This window comes from Pseudomonas bohemica (assembly GCF_002934685.1).
GTDB classification, from domain to species: Bacteria; Pseudomonadota; Gammaproteobacteria; order Pseudomonadales; family Pseudomonadaceae; genus Aquipseudomonas; species Aquipseudomonas bohemica.
Genome location: NZ_NKHL01000105.1, coordinates 36,119 through 50,589, shown reverse-complemented (window position 1 = coordinate 50,589; position 14,471 = coordinate 36,119). Strand labels below are relative to the sequence as shown.

At 61.2% G+C, this 14,471-nt stretch carries 18 protein-coding genes; 3 read left to right on the top strand and 15 right to left on the bottom strand.

The window, feature by feature from the left end:
- Positions 1-154: 154 nt before the first annotated feature.
- From CE491_RS30245 to CE491_RS12245, 3 genes are all read right to left on the bottom strand, one after another.
- A complete protein-coding gene (locus tag CE491_RS30245) occupies positions 155-367 on the bottom strand; it encodes a hypothetical protein (RefSeq protein WP_199885078.1) in 213 nt (70 codons plus the stop codon).
- Positions 368-435: 68 nt separating this feature from the next.
- The gene (locus CE491_RS12250; protein ID WP_110948609.1) at positions 436-1,332 is read right to left on the bottom strand and encodes a manganese catalase family protein; all 897 of its coding nucleotides are present in this window, start codon (positions 1,330-1,332) and stop codon (positions 436-438) included.
- A gap of 417 nt (positions 1,333-1,749) precedes the next feature.
- On the bottom strand, positions 1,750-2,934 hold the full coding sequence (locus CE491_RS12245; RefSeq protein ID WP_110948608.1) for a DUF2252 domain-containing protein: 1,185 nt from the start codon (positions 2,932-2,934) through the stop codon (positions 1,750-1,752).
- Positions 2,935-3,155: 221 nt separating this feature from the next.
- On the opposite strand from CE491_RS12245, the gene CE491_RS12240 reads away from it, so the two are divergent.
- A complete protein-coding gene (locus CE491_RS12240; protein ID WP_110948607.1) occupies positions 3,156-3,377 on the top strand; it encodes a DUF6555 family protein in 222 nt (73 codons plus the stop codon).
- On the opposite strand, the gene CE491_RS30240 is transcribed toward CE491_RS12240, so the two are convergent.
- Positions 3,349-3,528 carry a hypothetical protein gene (locus CE491_RS30240; RefSeq protein ID WP_199885077.1) on the bottom strand — a complete coding sequence of 60 codons (180 nt, stop codon included), beginning with the start codon at positions 3,526-3,528 and terminating at the stop codon, positions 3,349-3,351. The two genes, CE491_RS12240 and CE491_RS30240, sit on opposite strands and share 29 nt — an antisense overlap.
- Positions 3,529-3,791: 263 nt before the next feature.
- Between CE491_RS30240 and CE491_RS12235 the strand changes: the two genes are divergently transcribed.
- Positions 3,792-4,274, top strand: a complete 483-nt coding sequence (locus CE491_RS12235; protein WP_110948606.1) for a DUF2938 domain-containing protein — start codon at positions 3,792-3,794, stop codon at positions 4,272-4,274.
- 109 nt (positions 4,275-4,383) lie between these two features.
- Entirely contained in the window at positions 4,384-5,445 is a 1,062-nt protein-coding gene (locus CE491_RS12230) for an SDR family oxidoreductase (protein ID WP_110948605.1), read from the top strand.
- 85 nt (positions 5,446-5,530) lie between these two features.
- Here the strand turns inward: CE491_RS12230 and bla are convergent, their stop codons facing one another.
- The 11 genes from bla to cydB form a co-directional block, all read right to left on the bottom strand.
- Positions 5,531-6,436: a class A beta-lactamase gene (bla, locus tag CE491_RS12225; RefSeq protein WP_199885076.1), complete on the bottom strand. Its 906-nt coding sequence runs from the start codon at positions 6,434-6,436 to the stop codon at positions 5,531-5,533.
- Between the two features lie 91 nt (positions 6,437-6,527).
- A complete protein-coding gene (locus CE491_RS12220; protein WP_110948603.1) occupies positions 6,528-6,956 on the bottom strand; it encodes a TOBE domain-containing protein in 429 nt (142 codons plus the stop codon).
- A 123-nt stretch (positions 6,957-7,079) separates the two neighbouring features.
- Positions 7,080-7,739 (bottom strand): M24 family metallopeptidase, encoded by a 660-nt coding sequence (locus CE491_RS12215; RefSeq protein ID WP_110948602.1) that lies wholly within the window; start codon positions 7,737-7,739, stop codon positions 7,080-7,082.
- A gap of 68 nt (positions 7,740-7,807) precedes the next feature.
- Positions 7,808-8,011, bottom strand: coding sequence for a hypothetical protein (locus CE491_RS12210; protein ID WP_110948601.1), 204 nt, complete (start codon positions 8,009-8,011; stop codon positions 7,808-7,810).
- A 41-nt stretch (positions 8,012-8,052) separates the two neighbouring features.
- Positions 8,053-10,110, bottom strand: a complete 2,058-nt coding sequence (locus tag CE491_RS12205; protein ID WP_110948600.1) for a 2Fe-2S iron-sulfur cluster-binding protein — start codon at positions 10,108-10,110, stop codon at positions 8,053-8,055.
- A 73-nt stretch (positions 10,111-10,183) separates the two neighbouring features.
- A complete protein-coding gene (locus CE491_RS12200; RefSeq protein ID WP_110948599.1) occupies positions 10,184-10,807 on the bottom strand; it encodes a glutathione S-transferase family protein in 624 nt (207 codons plus the stop codon).
- A gap of 160 nt (positions 10,808-10,967) precedes the next feature.
- Positions 10,968-11,870: a LysR family transcriptional regulator gene (locus CE491_RS12195; RefSeq protein ID WP_110948598.1), complete on the bottom strand. Its 903-nt coding sequence runs from the start codon at positions 11,868-11,870 to the stop codon at positions 10,968-10,970.
- Positions 11,870-12,790, bottom strand: coding sequence for a LysR family transcriptional regulator (locus tag CE491_RS12190; protein WP_110948597.1), 921 nt, complete (start codon positions 12,788-12,790; stop codon positions 11,870-11,872). Before CE491_RS12190 ends, CE491_RS12195 begins: the two co-directional genes overlap by 1 nt.
- A 375-nt stretch (positions 12,791-13,165) precedes the next feature.
- Complete coding sequence (locus tag CE491_RS12185) at positions 13,166-13,468, bottom strand: cyd operon YbgE family protein (RefSeq protein ID WP_267894485.1); 303 nt, start codon at positions 13,466-13,468, stop codon at positions 13,166-13,168.
- The gene (cydX, locus tag CE491_RS12180) at positions 13,458-13,574 is read right to left on the bottom strand and encodes a cytochrome bd-I oxidase subunit CydX (protein WP_110948596.1); all 117 of its coding nucleotides are present in this window, start codon (positions 13,572-13,574) and stop codon (positions 13,458-13,460) included. The genes CE491_RS12185 and cydX overlap by 11 nt, the downstream gene beginning before the upstream one ends.
- Positions 13,575-13,591: 17 nt before the next feature.
- A partial coding sequence (gene cydB, locus CE491_RS12175) for a cytochrome d ubiquinol oxidase subunit II (protein ID WP_110948683.1) occupies positions 13,592-14,471 on the bottom strand: 880 nt, incomplete at its 5' end.

Genomic DNA, 14,471 nt, shown 5'->3' with positions numbered 1-14,471 from the left:
GTAACGCAGGTTTCTTTTTGGTTGGCATACATGCACCTCTTGCTCATGTTATGCCCGAACACAAAATTTCTGACACCCTCACACATCCCGTCGCCTATACCCACCAAAAAAACCCGCGCAAAGCACGGGCAAAAGTAGCCGAGTCCTCGAGGAGCTACCCTCGTCCTCGAACGGTCAGTAAACCTTTCTTGAAACGCTCCACCAACAACGCCGTATGCAGTCCTCGCGTCAGCATCGCCGCCTGAACCTCATAACGTCGTGCCGTGCGGCCGAACTCTCCAATAACGGTTCCAGCAAACTTCCCGACGCCTTCCACTTCATCTGCCGGGAAATGCCCCGGTGTCCGCTTGCGGTTGAACGAAGCCATGAGCCAGCCCTCGACAAAAAATAAAGTAGTCGGTCGCGCTCTTAAAAAGCCGCGACCTGTGTCATCGATCAGCGTTCAGTCTTAGGCACTTCGTCCGGCGCCTTCCCCGAGCCCAGTTCAGCACCTGTCTCAGGATTGACGGACAAGTCGGACTTGGTACGCTCTTTCATCATCGTCAAGGTCACCGAATCCTCTTCGCTCAAGGTCACGGAGGCCGTGCCGTCACCACCATCGACCGCTGGGTGCGGGTTTTCGACGTACTGGAAATCTTGATCGCTGTTCCATGGCCCACGTACGTTCGGCTCGCCGTTGGACATGCTGAAGTAAGTCCGATCGAACTCCGGCATGCCCGGTAGTTTGCCCTGCGGAAAGTTCGGCTTGATCGAATGCAGCGCTTTCTCGAACGATAGCTGGTGTGCGATTTCACGGGTCATCAGAAAACCCAGCGCGTCCTTGATGCCCGGGTCGGTGGTGACGTTCATCAAACGCTCATACACGATCTTGGCCCGCGCTTCAGCCGCGATGTTGGAGCGGAAATCCGCGGTCGGCTCGCCGATGGTGTCGATGTAAGCCGCGGTCCATGGGACGCCAGCCGAGTTACACAGCGGCGCACCGCCCCCGTAAAGCAGGCTGGTGATGTGCGAGTCGTTGCCCGCGCCGTTGATATCCCGGTAAAGCTCACCCTCTGCCTGCACGCCCTCGGCCAGCTTGCCTTTGGCGCCTTTGTTGAGCATTACGATGATCGAGCCGATGATTTCCAGGTGGCTCAACTCTTCGGTGGCGATGTCGAGCAACAGGTCCTTGCGACCCGGATCCTCTTCAGCCAACGCCTGGGTGAAGTAACGGGTAGCGGCGGCAAGTTCGCCTTGCGCACCGCCGAATTGCTCAAGGAGTAAATTGGCCAGACCCGGGTTAGGTTCAGCAACGCGCACGGTGTATTGAAGTCGTTTGTTGTGAAGAAACATGGTGTATCTCCCAATCAGGCTATTGCTGTCTATTTGACGAACTGCCAGGGCGCTAGAGAAACAATCGTCCACGTCCGGGTTCGCCAATCCGAGCTATCTCGCTCCTGATATGGGATACAGATGCGATGTGGTAATTCGAAGCAACGTTTGGACTTGCGACGGAAGGAGCCGAGTACGCCCGTGATGTTTAATGCGCACTAACCGACCAGCGGCTATAAAGAAACAAAACGAGTTTTATTGAATTGCTATTCAACAAAAGCGGGAGCGTTAGTTGCTCAAAGCTTAATTAACCAAACGCATGGATACGCGAACCCACATCGCAAGGCCTTGCTCGCGATGGCGCAGCGTGGCCATCTCGTTCGCGGCGACAGGAATCACCTTATCGCGAGCAAGCGAACCTGCGGCGTTGTTCACCCCTCAACTCTGCAACGCATACCGCCGGCAATGCTCCAGATACCCCTGCTCATGACTGCCCACCAGTTGCACCACGCTGGACCACAGCCAGGACGGCGCGTCCAGGGTCTGCGAGCGGTTGGCCTGCAGCTCGCGAATCCACGCGGCACGGGTAGCCAGATCCATCTGTCGCGCGTGGGCGATGCCGACGATCCTGGCCAGATACCCCGCGGCGCGCATGGCTTCGGGTTGGCTCAACTGATCGAGTTCCAGTTTCATGTCCTGCGGCAGCAATTCGCGAATGAAGAAGCCGTGATCAAGCATTCGCGTGGCCAACATGCGATCGCCCAGGCTCGGCGACAGGTGGCGAGCGCCCTCCACCACCCGCCGAGCGTTATCGCGTGGCATGCTGGCCCTGGCTGTGCGTGGGGCGGCGGCGGCCACGGCTTCCTTGATGTCCAGCAGACAGAACTCCTGATCGTCATCGTCGCCGACACCCAGCAGCACGGCATAGCGCAGCAGGCCCAGCGAACTACAGCCCTTGACCCAATACGCCGAATCCAGCAGTTCGACGCTGTCGTCTTTCGAGCGCCCCTTGAGTGACGTCACCAGGGCATGGATTTCGTCGCTGGCGCACAGCGCTTTGAGGGCGCTGCGTTCCGCCTTCGAAAGCGACCAAAAGTGTTTGCCCAACGGAATCGTTGGTCGCATGTCCTCGATGCGTTCCTGCGCCAGATGCTTCCAGGTCCGCTGCACCGCGCTGCGCATGCCGGCCTTGACCTGCGCGGGCCGCTGCGGTTCTTCGTCGCCGGTGTTTTCGAATGCCTGCTCGTAGCCCACCATCATTTCTTCGAGCATGCGCGCGGTCGCGACACCCGGCAGGTCCGAGCCTCGGGCGGCGGTGGCCAGCGACAACGCCAGCCGGACAAGATCATGGACAGGGTTGCCGATGACGGTCTGATCCAGATCGCGGATATGAATGTCGATGCGCCCTTTCAGATCCCCGGTTGGGCCTAGATTCCCAGCGTGACAGTCGCCACAGATCCACACCGGTGGACCGCTGGGCAAGCGCCGACCGGACTGGGAATGCAGCCACTCATAAAACTGCACGGTGCTGCCGCGCACATAAGCGTGAGCGGATCGGGCCATTTTCAGGTTGCGAAGTTGATCGAGCGGTTGCCGACGTGCGGCGGGACGAGGGGTTTTCATGAAAGCATCTTTAAGGGGAGAAGCACTGTAGACCGATGGCCACCGGGGAATGTTGCAAAACGTTTCAACAGCGGTGCCACCCTTCAGCGCCCGTACTGCAAAATGGCTGAATTATCTCGATAACAAGCGATCTCTCCTACATGCAGATGTTTTGGTACGCCCACTTGCGCGCCCGTTTAAGCATGCACATTTTTAATAAGCACTTTTTAGAGAGAACCGAGATGGCCAGCACCCACTTCCGAATCGATTACCTGATCCATGGCAACTACAAAACGTTCTACATTCATTCCCCTGCCATGAACAAGAACGAGGCTTGGCATTGGGCGACCGTGGATGCCGGAATCGGCCAGATCCCCAAATATCGCTCCGATAAAGTTCCGCGCCTGACCCAGCGCCAGGCCGAGTTGCTGGGTCTTACCCATGTGCAATGGAAGTCAGCTTGAGGGCAAAGCTGCCAGTAGCGTTGCCGAAGTTGCCTGTCTTGGTCGATCGATCTACATGTTTGCTCAGCCCCGCCTGACGTTCCTGAAGGGTCATAGTCCTCCTGATGGTGGTTTGTGCGGCGCGCTCATCCGCGCCTTCGGCCAGTTCCATCGATAACGCCATCAACTGACGCGCCAATGTCTGCAAATCTCCAGCGGTGTCGTAAAGAACATGCGCGAGTTCTTCGCACGGTGTGCGCTTCTACCCTGCCCTCCAGTGATGCCCGCAGTCTTGTTCCATAACGCCGGTTGCTCAGCTACCGGGCTTACGTTGGCAGGAAATAAATGGATGCACCTTCACAACAAATTCATCCAGCTGCTAACGTGTCCCGCCACCGCACATCCGTTGATAACTGACAATTCCCAAGGAAAGCCATGTTTGAATTCTTCTTCCTCGCTCTGCTCATCGGCATCGGCGGTACGGCGTCGCTGGACCTCTGGGCGCAATTGCTCAAGGCCGCTCTGGGCTTGCCGACACCGCCCTGGCATCTGGTCGGTCGCTGGTTCGCAGGCATGAGCAACGGCCAGTTCGTACACCGCGATGGCATTGGCAATTCGCCTGAAATCCCCAACGAGCTGAAAATCGGCTGGACCATGCACTACGTGGTCGGCGTCGTCTTCGCCGCAGCGTTGCTGTTGATCTGGGGTGTGCAGTGGGCGCACTACCCGACGTTCTATCCGGCGCTGGTGGTCGGGCTGGTCACGGTCGGCGCAGGCTGGTTCATTCTGCAACCGGGGATGGGCGTGGGCGTCGCATGCAACAAAGCGCCGAATCCGACCGTGGCTCGCCTGCAAAACATTATCGGTCATGTGGTATTTGCTATCGGCATGTATGGCACTGCGCTGCTGGTGGGCTGAAGCGATCGCGCTGTCTCACCCGGTTAAGCTGAACCTCTTCACGACCCACCGGCTCTGAGTCTTCAGGGCCGTCACGGCTGATCACTCCCACTTTACGACGGAGACTCTCATGACCCGGACCGCATTGGTCGTCGGTGCCAGCGGCATCGTCGGCAGCGCCACCACGCAACTGCTGCTGGACAACGGCTGGCACGTTGCCGCCCTCTCCCGCCATCCTTGCGAGGCTGACGGGGTCATTCCGGTGGCCGCAGATCTGCAGAATCCTGCATCAGTGACACAGGCCCTCGACGGTCTGAAGCCAACTCACGTATTCATCACCACCTGGTCGCGGCAAACCACCGAGGCCGAAAACATCAGGGTCAATGCGGCCATGGTGCGCAACGTTCTCGATGCGCTGAGCCCGGCGAAAAGCGTACGGCATGTCACGCTGGTCACCGGTCTCAAGCATTATCTCGGCCCGTTCGAAGCGTATGGCAAAGGTTCGTTGCCACAGACGCCGTTTCGCGAAGAGCAGGGTCGTCTGGAGATCGAGAACTTCTATTACGCCCAGGAGGACGAAGTGTTCGCCGCCGCAGAGCGGGACGGCTTCACCTGGAGCGTGCACCGCCCGCACACGGTCACCGGGGTTGCAGTGGGCAATGCGATGAACATGGCGACCACCCTGGCGGTGTATGCCTCGATCTGCAAGGCCACGGGCCGGCCATTCGTGTTCCCCGGTTCGCGCGTGCAGTGGGACAGCCTCACCGACATGACCGATGCCCGGCAGCTGGCCAAACAGCAGCTGTGGGCGGCGACGACTCCAGCGGCGGCGGATCAGGCGTTCAACGTTACCAACGGCGACGTATTCCGCTGGAAATGGATGTGGGGCCGCATCGCCGACTATTTCGGGCTGCACCCGGCGGCCTATCCACCGAGCCTCTCACCGCTGGAAACACAGATGGCGGAGGACCAGAAGCTTTGGGATGACATCGTTCGCGAGCGGGGCTTGAAGGAGGCCGATATCAACCGCCTGATCTCGCCGTGGCATACCGACGCCGACCTTGGACGGCCGATCGAAGTGGTTACCGACATGTCGAAAAGCCGCGCGCTGGGTTTCAAGGAATTCCAGGCCAGCGATCAGGCGTTTTTCGACGTGTTCGACGAGCTCCGGGCGCGTAAGTTGATTCCGTGACCAACGGCACTTTGCCCCCTCGGCTGACTGACGACGAAAGTCATCTGACGCCGATGGACGGGCACTGCTCCAGAATCAGGGTTTGTCAGCTGACTGCCGTTAACGCCTGAACCGACGCCACCCACTTGCCGATTTCGGCCATCACCCCATTGATCTGCTCGCTGCTGGCCTTCGAATCGGTGTAATAAACCGTGACGATCAGCGGCGGGCGATTGGGCGGCCAGATGACAGCAACGTCGTTGCCGGCGTTATTGCTGCCCGACCCTGTTTTGTCCCCTACCCGCCAACCCTTCGGCAGACCGGCGCGCAGTTTCTGGTCGCCGGTCTTGTTGCTGACCAGCCAGGCAATCAGCTGATCCCGGGAGGCATCCGACAATGCATCGCCCAGTGCCAACCTACGCAAGCTGTGCAGCATCGCGACGGGAGTGGTGGTGTCTCGCGGATCCCCCGGGCGGTTTTCGTTCAGCTTGGGTTCGCGGTGGTCCAGGTGGGTGACCTCATCCCCCGTCGAGCGCAGCCAGTCGGTCAGACTTTCTGGCCCCCCGAAACTGTCCAGCAGCAGGTTGGCGGCAGTGTTGTCACTCAGGGTAATCGCCGCTTCGCAGATCGAGCCGACGCTCAACCCGCCCTCGCCCGTGTGTTTTTCGGTGATCGGCGAATAGGTGACCAGTTGCTCCTGGCCGTAAACGATCATTCGGGAGAGGTCCTCCTCCTTGCGATCGACCCGGGCCAGGACATGGGCGACGGCCAACGCCTTGAAAGTGCTGCACAGGGCAAAGCGCTCATTACCGCGATGGTCGATCAGACGCTGGCTGGCGGTGTCGAGAATGGCGACGCCCAGGCGCCCGCCGTGACGCAGTTCCAGTTCAGCCAGTTTTTGCTTGATGAAGCTGTCGGAGGGAGTGGCGGGATCAGCCGCCAGCGATTTGATGGCCCAGAGCGCAGGGATCGCCATGAGCGAAGCGCCGATCAGGGTTCTGCGTGTAATCAAAATACACTTCCTTGTTGTGGCAGTTGAACAACTTGATCGCCGTAAACAACCGTCTGCCACGGCGGTTGTTACCATGCGGCGATCAATGCAATCAGGCAGGCACGCCCAGAATGATATGCGACGCCTTGATCACGGCCGTCGCGCTGACACCCGGCGCCAGACCCAGCTCGGTCACGGCTTCGCGGGTCACGATGGAGTAGACCTCGGCACCGCCGGTCAACGTGACCACGACTTCGGCGTTGACCGCGCCATCGCTGACGCGGGTGACCTTGCCTTCCAGGCAGTTGCGCGCGGAGAGACGGAAACCGCTGGAGTCGGTCATGAGCATGACCCACGGCGCCTTGATCAACGCCACCGCCTCTTTGCCGACGGCCAGGCCCAGGCTCTTGACGCTTTGCAGGGTAACCACGGCCACCAGCTCTTCGCCGCCCGGCAGGGTCAGGACGACTTCGGCGTTGACCGCGCCTTCCTGGATCTGTTTGACGATGCCTTTGAAAACGTTGCGGGCGCTGACTTTCATGCCGTGATTCCCAGTTATGAATGATGAGTGATGAATGATGAGTGATGAGCAAAAATAGCTGCTCATGTTCAGGGTTGGCGTCGTGTCATTACAACCATAGCGCCGCGAATGCTGACCAAAAAGTCAGGCCAGCAAGTCCTCATAAAACGCGCCATAGGGCTTGGTCGGGTGGGCGATCTGGATTTCCAGTATCCATAGGCCGGGATTGGGCACCGCATCGAAATCGCCAAGGTTGCCGCCCCGATAGATCGCGTGGGGGAAGTCGCAGACGCGATGACCCTTGATCTCCAGGTTGAGGTTCCAGCCCATCGCACCGGCCTGTTCCTCGGCGAAGCGATACAGCTCGATGCCTTCGACCGCCCCGGTTTTCCAGCGCTGCTCGACCACGTCGAACAGGGTTTTCGCCGCGGCAGCGCAGGCCTGCATATCCGGATCGTCGCCCGTGGTGAAGGTGGCCCCAGCGTCCCCCTCGTGCCCCTGCCAGACCGCGCCCATGTCGATGAAATAGATGTCGTCGGCACCCAGCACCGGGTCGCCATCGGAGCGCTGCTTGAAGGTTTTCAGGGTGTTGGCACCGAAGCGGATCAGCATCGGATGCCAGATGCGCTGGGTATCCAGCTCGGCCAGCGCCTGTTTGCCCAGGGCCACTGCTTCGGATTCCAGCATGCCCGGCTTGATGCGCTGGGACACCAGCTCGATCGCTTTCCAGGTCATGGCCTGGGCATGACGCATGGCCTCGATGTCATAGATCGCCCCAACCGCTTCTTTCGCCGCTGCATTCATGTCGTTCCCCGATGTTGCCTGCTGTGATATCGCCATGTTGTTTACTACATAGCCATAGCACTGGGCAATCACCGGTGACGGCTGAATGTGGAAACCGAACGCATCCAGGTGATAAGGCGCAACGTCGCGGGGTTTTCCTGTTCCTCATGACTGGCCGCCAGTTCCCCGGCCAGTGATGCCAGCGACTGCGGCAGCAGCCAGGAAAGCTCCTGCTCGGTCGCATGGAACAGATTGGGATGGTCCTCTTTCTCGAACGCAGGCCATTCACTCATCGCAGCTACTCCCGTAAATCATGTCTCGCGTACATGGATGTTTACAGATCGAGCACCAACGGCCCTGAGGCCGGGACTGCGCAGCAGATCAGCACGTGGTCGGCCGCCGGCATGTCGGCAGGTGGAACCGGGTAATGCACCTGACCACTGACGAGCCGAGTCTTGCAAGTGCCGCACGAACCGCCGCGGCAGCTGTATTCGGGTTCCAGGCCGCGGCTCTCGGCCAGTTCCAACAGGGTGCCGCCGCCAGGCTCCCAGCGCGCCTCCTTGGCAGACCGCTCGAACACCACTGGCACGGACGTCGTGGCAGCGGGCAGCTGTTGCACGGCGACCGGCTGTTCATTGCCCGTGCGCTTGAGGGTCGACGGGCCGAAGGTCTCGGCATGAATCCGCTCATCACGGATGTGCATTGCCCTCAGTTCGTCATACAGCCCCTGGGTGAAGCTTGCCGGGCCACAGACATAAAAATCGAAATCGTCGAACGGCAACAACGTCTTGAGCAGATTCAGGTCAATGCGACCTGCAAGGTGAGCGTCCTGGCCTGGGCGGGCCGGGCTCTCGGGCTGACTCAGCAGGCGGACGGCCTTCAGTTGATCTCCGGCGTTGGCAATCAGTGTGTCCAATTCTTCGCGAAAAGCCAGATCCACCAGACGACGTGCACTTTGAATGAACCAGGTCGACCGCATCCGCCGTGTGCGTTCGCCCTGATAAACGACCTCACGCAGCATCGACAGCATGGGTGTGACGCCAATTCCGGCACCCAACAGCACCAGGGGTCGGCGCTCCTGTGTATTCACCACGAAGCTGCCTTGCGGCGCCCGCGTTTCGATCAGGTCCCCCACCTTGAGTTCGTCATGCAGATACCCCGAAACCAGGCCGTCACGTTTGACGCTGATACGAAAAAAATCATCGGATGGGGCGCTCGACAGGCTATAGCTGCGAATGACCGGCTTGGTCTGTCCTTTAACCGCAAGACGCACTGGCAGATGCTGCCCGGCCTTGAACGCAGGAAGACCGGCGCCGTCGGTCGCTTCGAAATAGAACGAACGAATGCCTGCGCTTTCGTCGGCAATGCGCGCCACCCGCAGCGGCCGCCACTGATCGCGCAAGGCATCGGTCTGCAAGCGCGCCGCGGTTTGCTCCCAGTCGCCGGTCATCAGGCTGTTGGGTGAAAAGCCCTGGAACTCCCAGCGCGATCGCAATGCCGAACGACGTCGCACCACGGCTTCGACCTTGACTTGCCACAGCCGCTCGGCCCCCTGAAATGCCGCGATTTCCGGGCCTTCGAGAATCAGTGTGACGGTCCCGGCCAACTGCAGCAGATCCCCGCGGGTAAAATCGATGAACACCAGACCGGCCTTCGGATTGAGCAGAAAATTGCCCAGCGTATTGAAATGCAGGTTGCCGGCAAAATCCGGGATGGTCAGCACATCGCCTTCGACTCGCACGAAGCCCGCCTGCCCACCGCGATGAGAAACGTCCACCGAGCGACGCGGCCGATCGCCTTCGAGGTCGACGTAGCTGGCGACGAAAAAGGTGTCGGAAGCCCGAATGGTTGCCGCGGCGGCCTCGTCCAGCGCACTCATGCGCTCAGCAACCAGGCGCTGATCGACGTGAGGCAAATCCACCTGTTTGAGTTCACGCAGTTGAATGTACTGTGGGCAGTTGCCGAACGATTGCTCGACGACCACCGAGAAGCCATGCTCGCTGACTTCCCGGACCTGCCCATTGATGCGGTTGCGCCGACGGGTATGCAGGTCGATGCCCAACATACCCACCGCTGCGCCCGGCATGATCCGGCCGCCAATCGGATCATCGGCATCGGGTAGCCGGGCGATGTCCAGTTGCCGGGGATCGGGCGAGGCGATGAAGCCGGCCTGCGCGTCCATCAGGCTCGCCCAGGGCCAGCCCTGCTCATCCACCGCGCCGATGAACAGATACGGCAGGTGCGCGTAGAACTCGCGATGCTGGTCGGGCATGTAGTCGCGAATGACCTTCCTGCCCATGAAGTCCATGCGTTCGGCGACGCCAGCGTGGACCTGCATCTGGATTTCTCCCGGGTGCCAGGGCGTCGGAGTTGCGGAAGGTATTTCGTTCATGTTGCGAACTCCCATAGTGTGAGGACACGGGTTTGGCGGTGACCAGAGGGCTATCGCGGCCTCGCTTCTGCCCTCACACCACCAAACCGGCCTTCGTCGCAGGCATCGGCACGAAGCCTTTGAGGCCCTCGATACGCGCCAGCCATGCGCGCACGTTCGGGTAATCCTCGAGCGAGACATTGCCCTCGGGCGCATGGGCGATGTAGCTGTAGGCGGCGACGTCGGCGATGGTTGGGTGATCGGCGACCAGGAACTGGCGCCCGACGAGGTGCTTCTCGATCACCTGCAACACGGCGTGGGCCCGCTCGATGGTGTCTTTGGGGTCGAAGTCCGCGCCGAAGACGGTGATCAGGCGCGCACGGCACGGGCCGTTGTTGATCTGCCCCGAGGCCACCGACAGCCAGCGTTGCACCTGCGCGGCACCATCGGCATCGGCCGGCAGCCATTGGCCGGATGGATCATGGGCTTTGGCCAGATACACCAGAATCGCGGTGGAGTCGGCGACGATCGTGCCGTTATCGTCAATGACCGGCACTTGGCCGAAAGCGTTGATGGACAGGAATTCTGCGGACTTCTGCGCGCCGTTGGCCAGGTCGACAAAGTGGATGTCCGGCTCGAGCCCCAACAGCGACAGCATCAACTGCGCGCGATGGGAGTGGCCGGACAAAGGGAAGTGGTAGAGCTTGATGGCGTTCATGGGATGGCTCCTGAGGCGGTGGTGAATTGCGGTCAGCGCGGGAGTCGGTTCACCTCGCTGATGGGTTCAATCATCGGCCACCACACCACCAGAGCAGAATCACCAGTAAAAGCAATCCAGCATTTCAGTAAATGAAATGATCGGAGACGGGCGTGGAATGCTAGAGGCTCAGCACCGGATGCTGACGCAGACGCTCAACCGCGAAGTCGACGAAACTGCGCACCCGCGCCGATGCGCGCAGGCCTTCGCGATAAACCAGATGCACCGGCAGTGGACTCTGCTCGAATTCCTCGAGCACCGGTTGCAGGCGGCCTGCCTCAAGGTGCTCCTGAACCTCGTAGCTCAAGCACGACGCCAGCCCGGTGCCGCTGACGGCGGCATTGATCGCCGCCAGTTGGGTCGTGCAGCGCAGGATCGGTTTCGGAGCCGCATTGCACGTCGTAGCCTGGACCTGAAAGCGCCAGTCAAGCGCGCGGCTGCCGGCAGTGCAAAGCACCCGTGCGTGGGCCGCCAGCTCGCCAGGCGCCATAGGCTGGCCATGACGCAGAAGATAATCCGCACTGGCGCAGATCATCTGGCGGACGCTGCCCACCCTGCGCGCCACCAGGTAACCATCGGGCAGATCGCCGATCAGAACAGCGACGTCGACGCCCTCTTCGTGCAGATTGGGAAAGCGATCCAGGTAAGTCACGGACATCTGTATCCCCGGCCAGGCATGCAGATAATCCAGAACCACGGGCATCAGCAGCCGATCGCCGAACAGCAACGGCGTGACCAGCGTCAACAGCCCCCGGGGCTCCACATGCAACCCGTTGGCGGACGCCTCGGCCTCGTCTACCGCCCGCAGCAGGCGCGCGCAATCAGCGGCAAACTGTCGCCCGGTCTCGGTCAGGGTCACGCCGCGGGTGCTGCGTTTGAGCAACTGCTGACCCAGCCGCTGCTCCAGGGCGGCCAACGCGCGGCTCACCGTGGCTTCGGAGATGCCCAGACGACGCGACGCCGCGGCCAGCCCGGATTCGCTGGCCACCGCGTCGAAAATCGTCATCTGCCGATGACGCTCCATCAGGCGCGGCTCCGCCCGGCGGCCTTGATGGCAGGGTCTTGCCGCATGCGCTCGACGCAATAATCGACGAAGGTGCGAACCTTGGCCGACACCTTGCGCTCGGCCTGGTAACAGACATGTACCGGCAACGGCGGCTCTTCGAAATCCTCGAGGATCAGCGCCAGTTCGCCACTCCCGACCTGGCTGGCGACCTGATACGACAAGACTCGCGTCACGCCCCAGCCCATGGTCGCGGCGGTGATCGCAGCCTGATTGGCAGAGACGGTCAGCCGCGACTGCAGATCCACTTGCAGAGGTTTGCCGTCCTCCCTGAATTCCCAGCGCCGAACCAGCGTGCTGGCCGACGACACCACCAGACGATGGTGTTTCAAGTCGGCGGGATGTCGAGGGCTGCCGTGGGCGGCGAGATAGGCCGGCGATGCGCAGAGTACGCGGCGCACCTCGCCGACCTTGATGCCGTGCTGGCTGCTGTCCATCAGATGCCCAATGCGCACCGCTACGTCGATGCCTTCCTCGACCATGTGCGTGACCCGGTCCAGCAACAGCGCGTTGATGCTGACGCCGGGGTGTTGCTGCAGATAACCCACCACCAGCGGCATGACGAACAGCTCGCCGAACAGCAGCGACGCGGTGACCGTCAATTGCCCGACCGGCGCGGCGATGCTGCCGCCGGCGGAATCTTCCGCCTCCTCGAGTTCGCTGAGAATGCGCCGACAGTCGCTGAGGTAACGCTGCCCGGCCTCGCTCAGGTGCACGCTGCGGGTGGTACGCGACAACAGCAGCGTGCCGATCCGTTTCTCCAGCGCCGCCACCGCCCGAGTAACGCTGGGAGCGGACATCTCAAGACGTCGCGCGGCGGTGGCGAAGCTGCGCTCTTCGCAAACCGCGATGAAGACCTGCATTTCCTGAAATCTGTCCATGAACGGGCTCGGCTGTACGGCGGACTTTTGAGAGGGGGATAGGATAGTAGCGTTTCGATCTGGAAAGCGCTGGGTCAGTGGCAGAAGAGATGTCTGCCACTCAGCGTTCGCCAACGAGCTGGCACCACAGGCACCGGCTTGTTGATCTGAGTTGCGGACCAGGCAGGTTCAACGGTAGGAGCGCGCTTGCCTACGATGGCCCGCGGTGGAGAGGTACATTCAATACACTTCGAAGGTCAGAAAGAGCCAATCGCGGGCAAGCGCGCTCCTGGAATGCGCTCGACATCCCGGATCGGCTCGATCCCCATGGGAGAAGCCTTCGGCATCTCCCATGGATACGGTGTCGTTCAACCGAGAATCAGCTCGCGAAGGCGCTCAGAGCCATTGACGAGCCATCAACCACATCCCGAAACCCAGGGCCATCAGGGCCCATGCCAGCAGCGGATGAAACACCACCCGCCAGGCCAGCGCCCGGGGTTCGAAACCGACGCCGTGGACGAAGCCACCAGCCACGCCCCACATGATCAGCATCAGCAGGCTGTGGGAGTAGTGACCGTTGGCGTCGAGCATCGACGCCGGGTGAATCAGCAGCACCAGACTCAGGGGCACCGCCATCAGCCAGGACAGTGCCCGACCGATGGCATGCCTGAACGGTGCGTTCAGCGCCTCAGCGGTCACGACCGTTCTCCACGGCCATGACGTCCGAAGATTCCAGCCACAGGGCGTTGATGATGCCGAAGCTGCAGGCCAGCAATACGCCAAGGATCCAGGCGAAATACCACATGATGTTCTCTCCTCGGCTCAGTACAGGCCGTGCGGGTTATGGTCGATGTGCGCGGTGGTGACCTTGCCCCACATCTTGGCGTAGCACCACAGCGTGTAGCAGAGGATCAACGGCACGAAGATGGCGGCTGCGATCAGCATGATGATCAGGGTCTTGTGACTGGAGACGGCGTCCCACACGGTCAGGCTCGACGCCGGATCCAGGCTCGACGGCATGACGAACGGGAACATCGAAAAACCTGCCGTGCACAGTGCGCCGACGATGGTCAGGCTGCTGCCCAGGAACGCCATCCTGCCGTGCCCCGCGCTGGCGCCGAGCAGTGCCAGCAGGCCACCGAAGATGCCCAGCAGCGGCGCGATGACGGTCAAAGGATGCTGGTGATAGTTGGACATCCAGCCGTGATTCGAAGCCTCGACCGTTTTCGCCAGTGGATTGAGCGCAGCGCCTGCATCGAACGCCGAGGTGATGGCCAGGCCTTGAATCCCGCCAAGCAACAGCCACACGCCTGCACCAACGAACGACAGCAGAAAAAGCAGCGCCAGCCATTGCGCCGCGCGCCGCGAACGACGGGCAATCGCGCCCTCGGTACGCATCATCAGCCAAGTGCCGCCATGCAGCCCGAGCATGCTCAGGCTGACCACCCCGGCCAGCAGACCGAACGGGCTGAGCAGTTGCCAGAAGTTGCCGTGGTAACTGGAGCGCAGGGTGTCATCGAACTGGAACGGCACACCCAGCAGCAGGTTGCCGAAGGCCACGCCGAACACCAGCGAAGGCACCAGACCGCCGACGAACAGGCCCCAGTCCCAGCTTTGCCGCCAGCGGGTGTTTTCCAGCTTGCTGCGGTAGTCGAAACCGACCGGACGCACGAACAAGGCGAACAGCACCAGCAACAGCGCC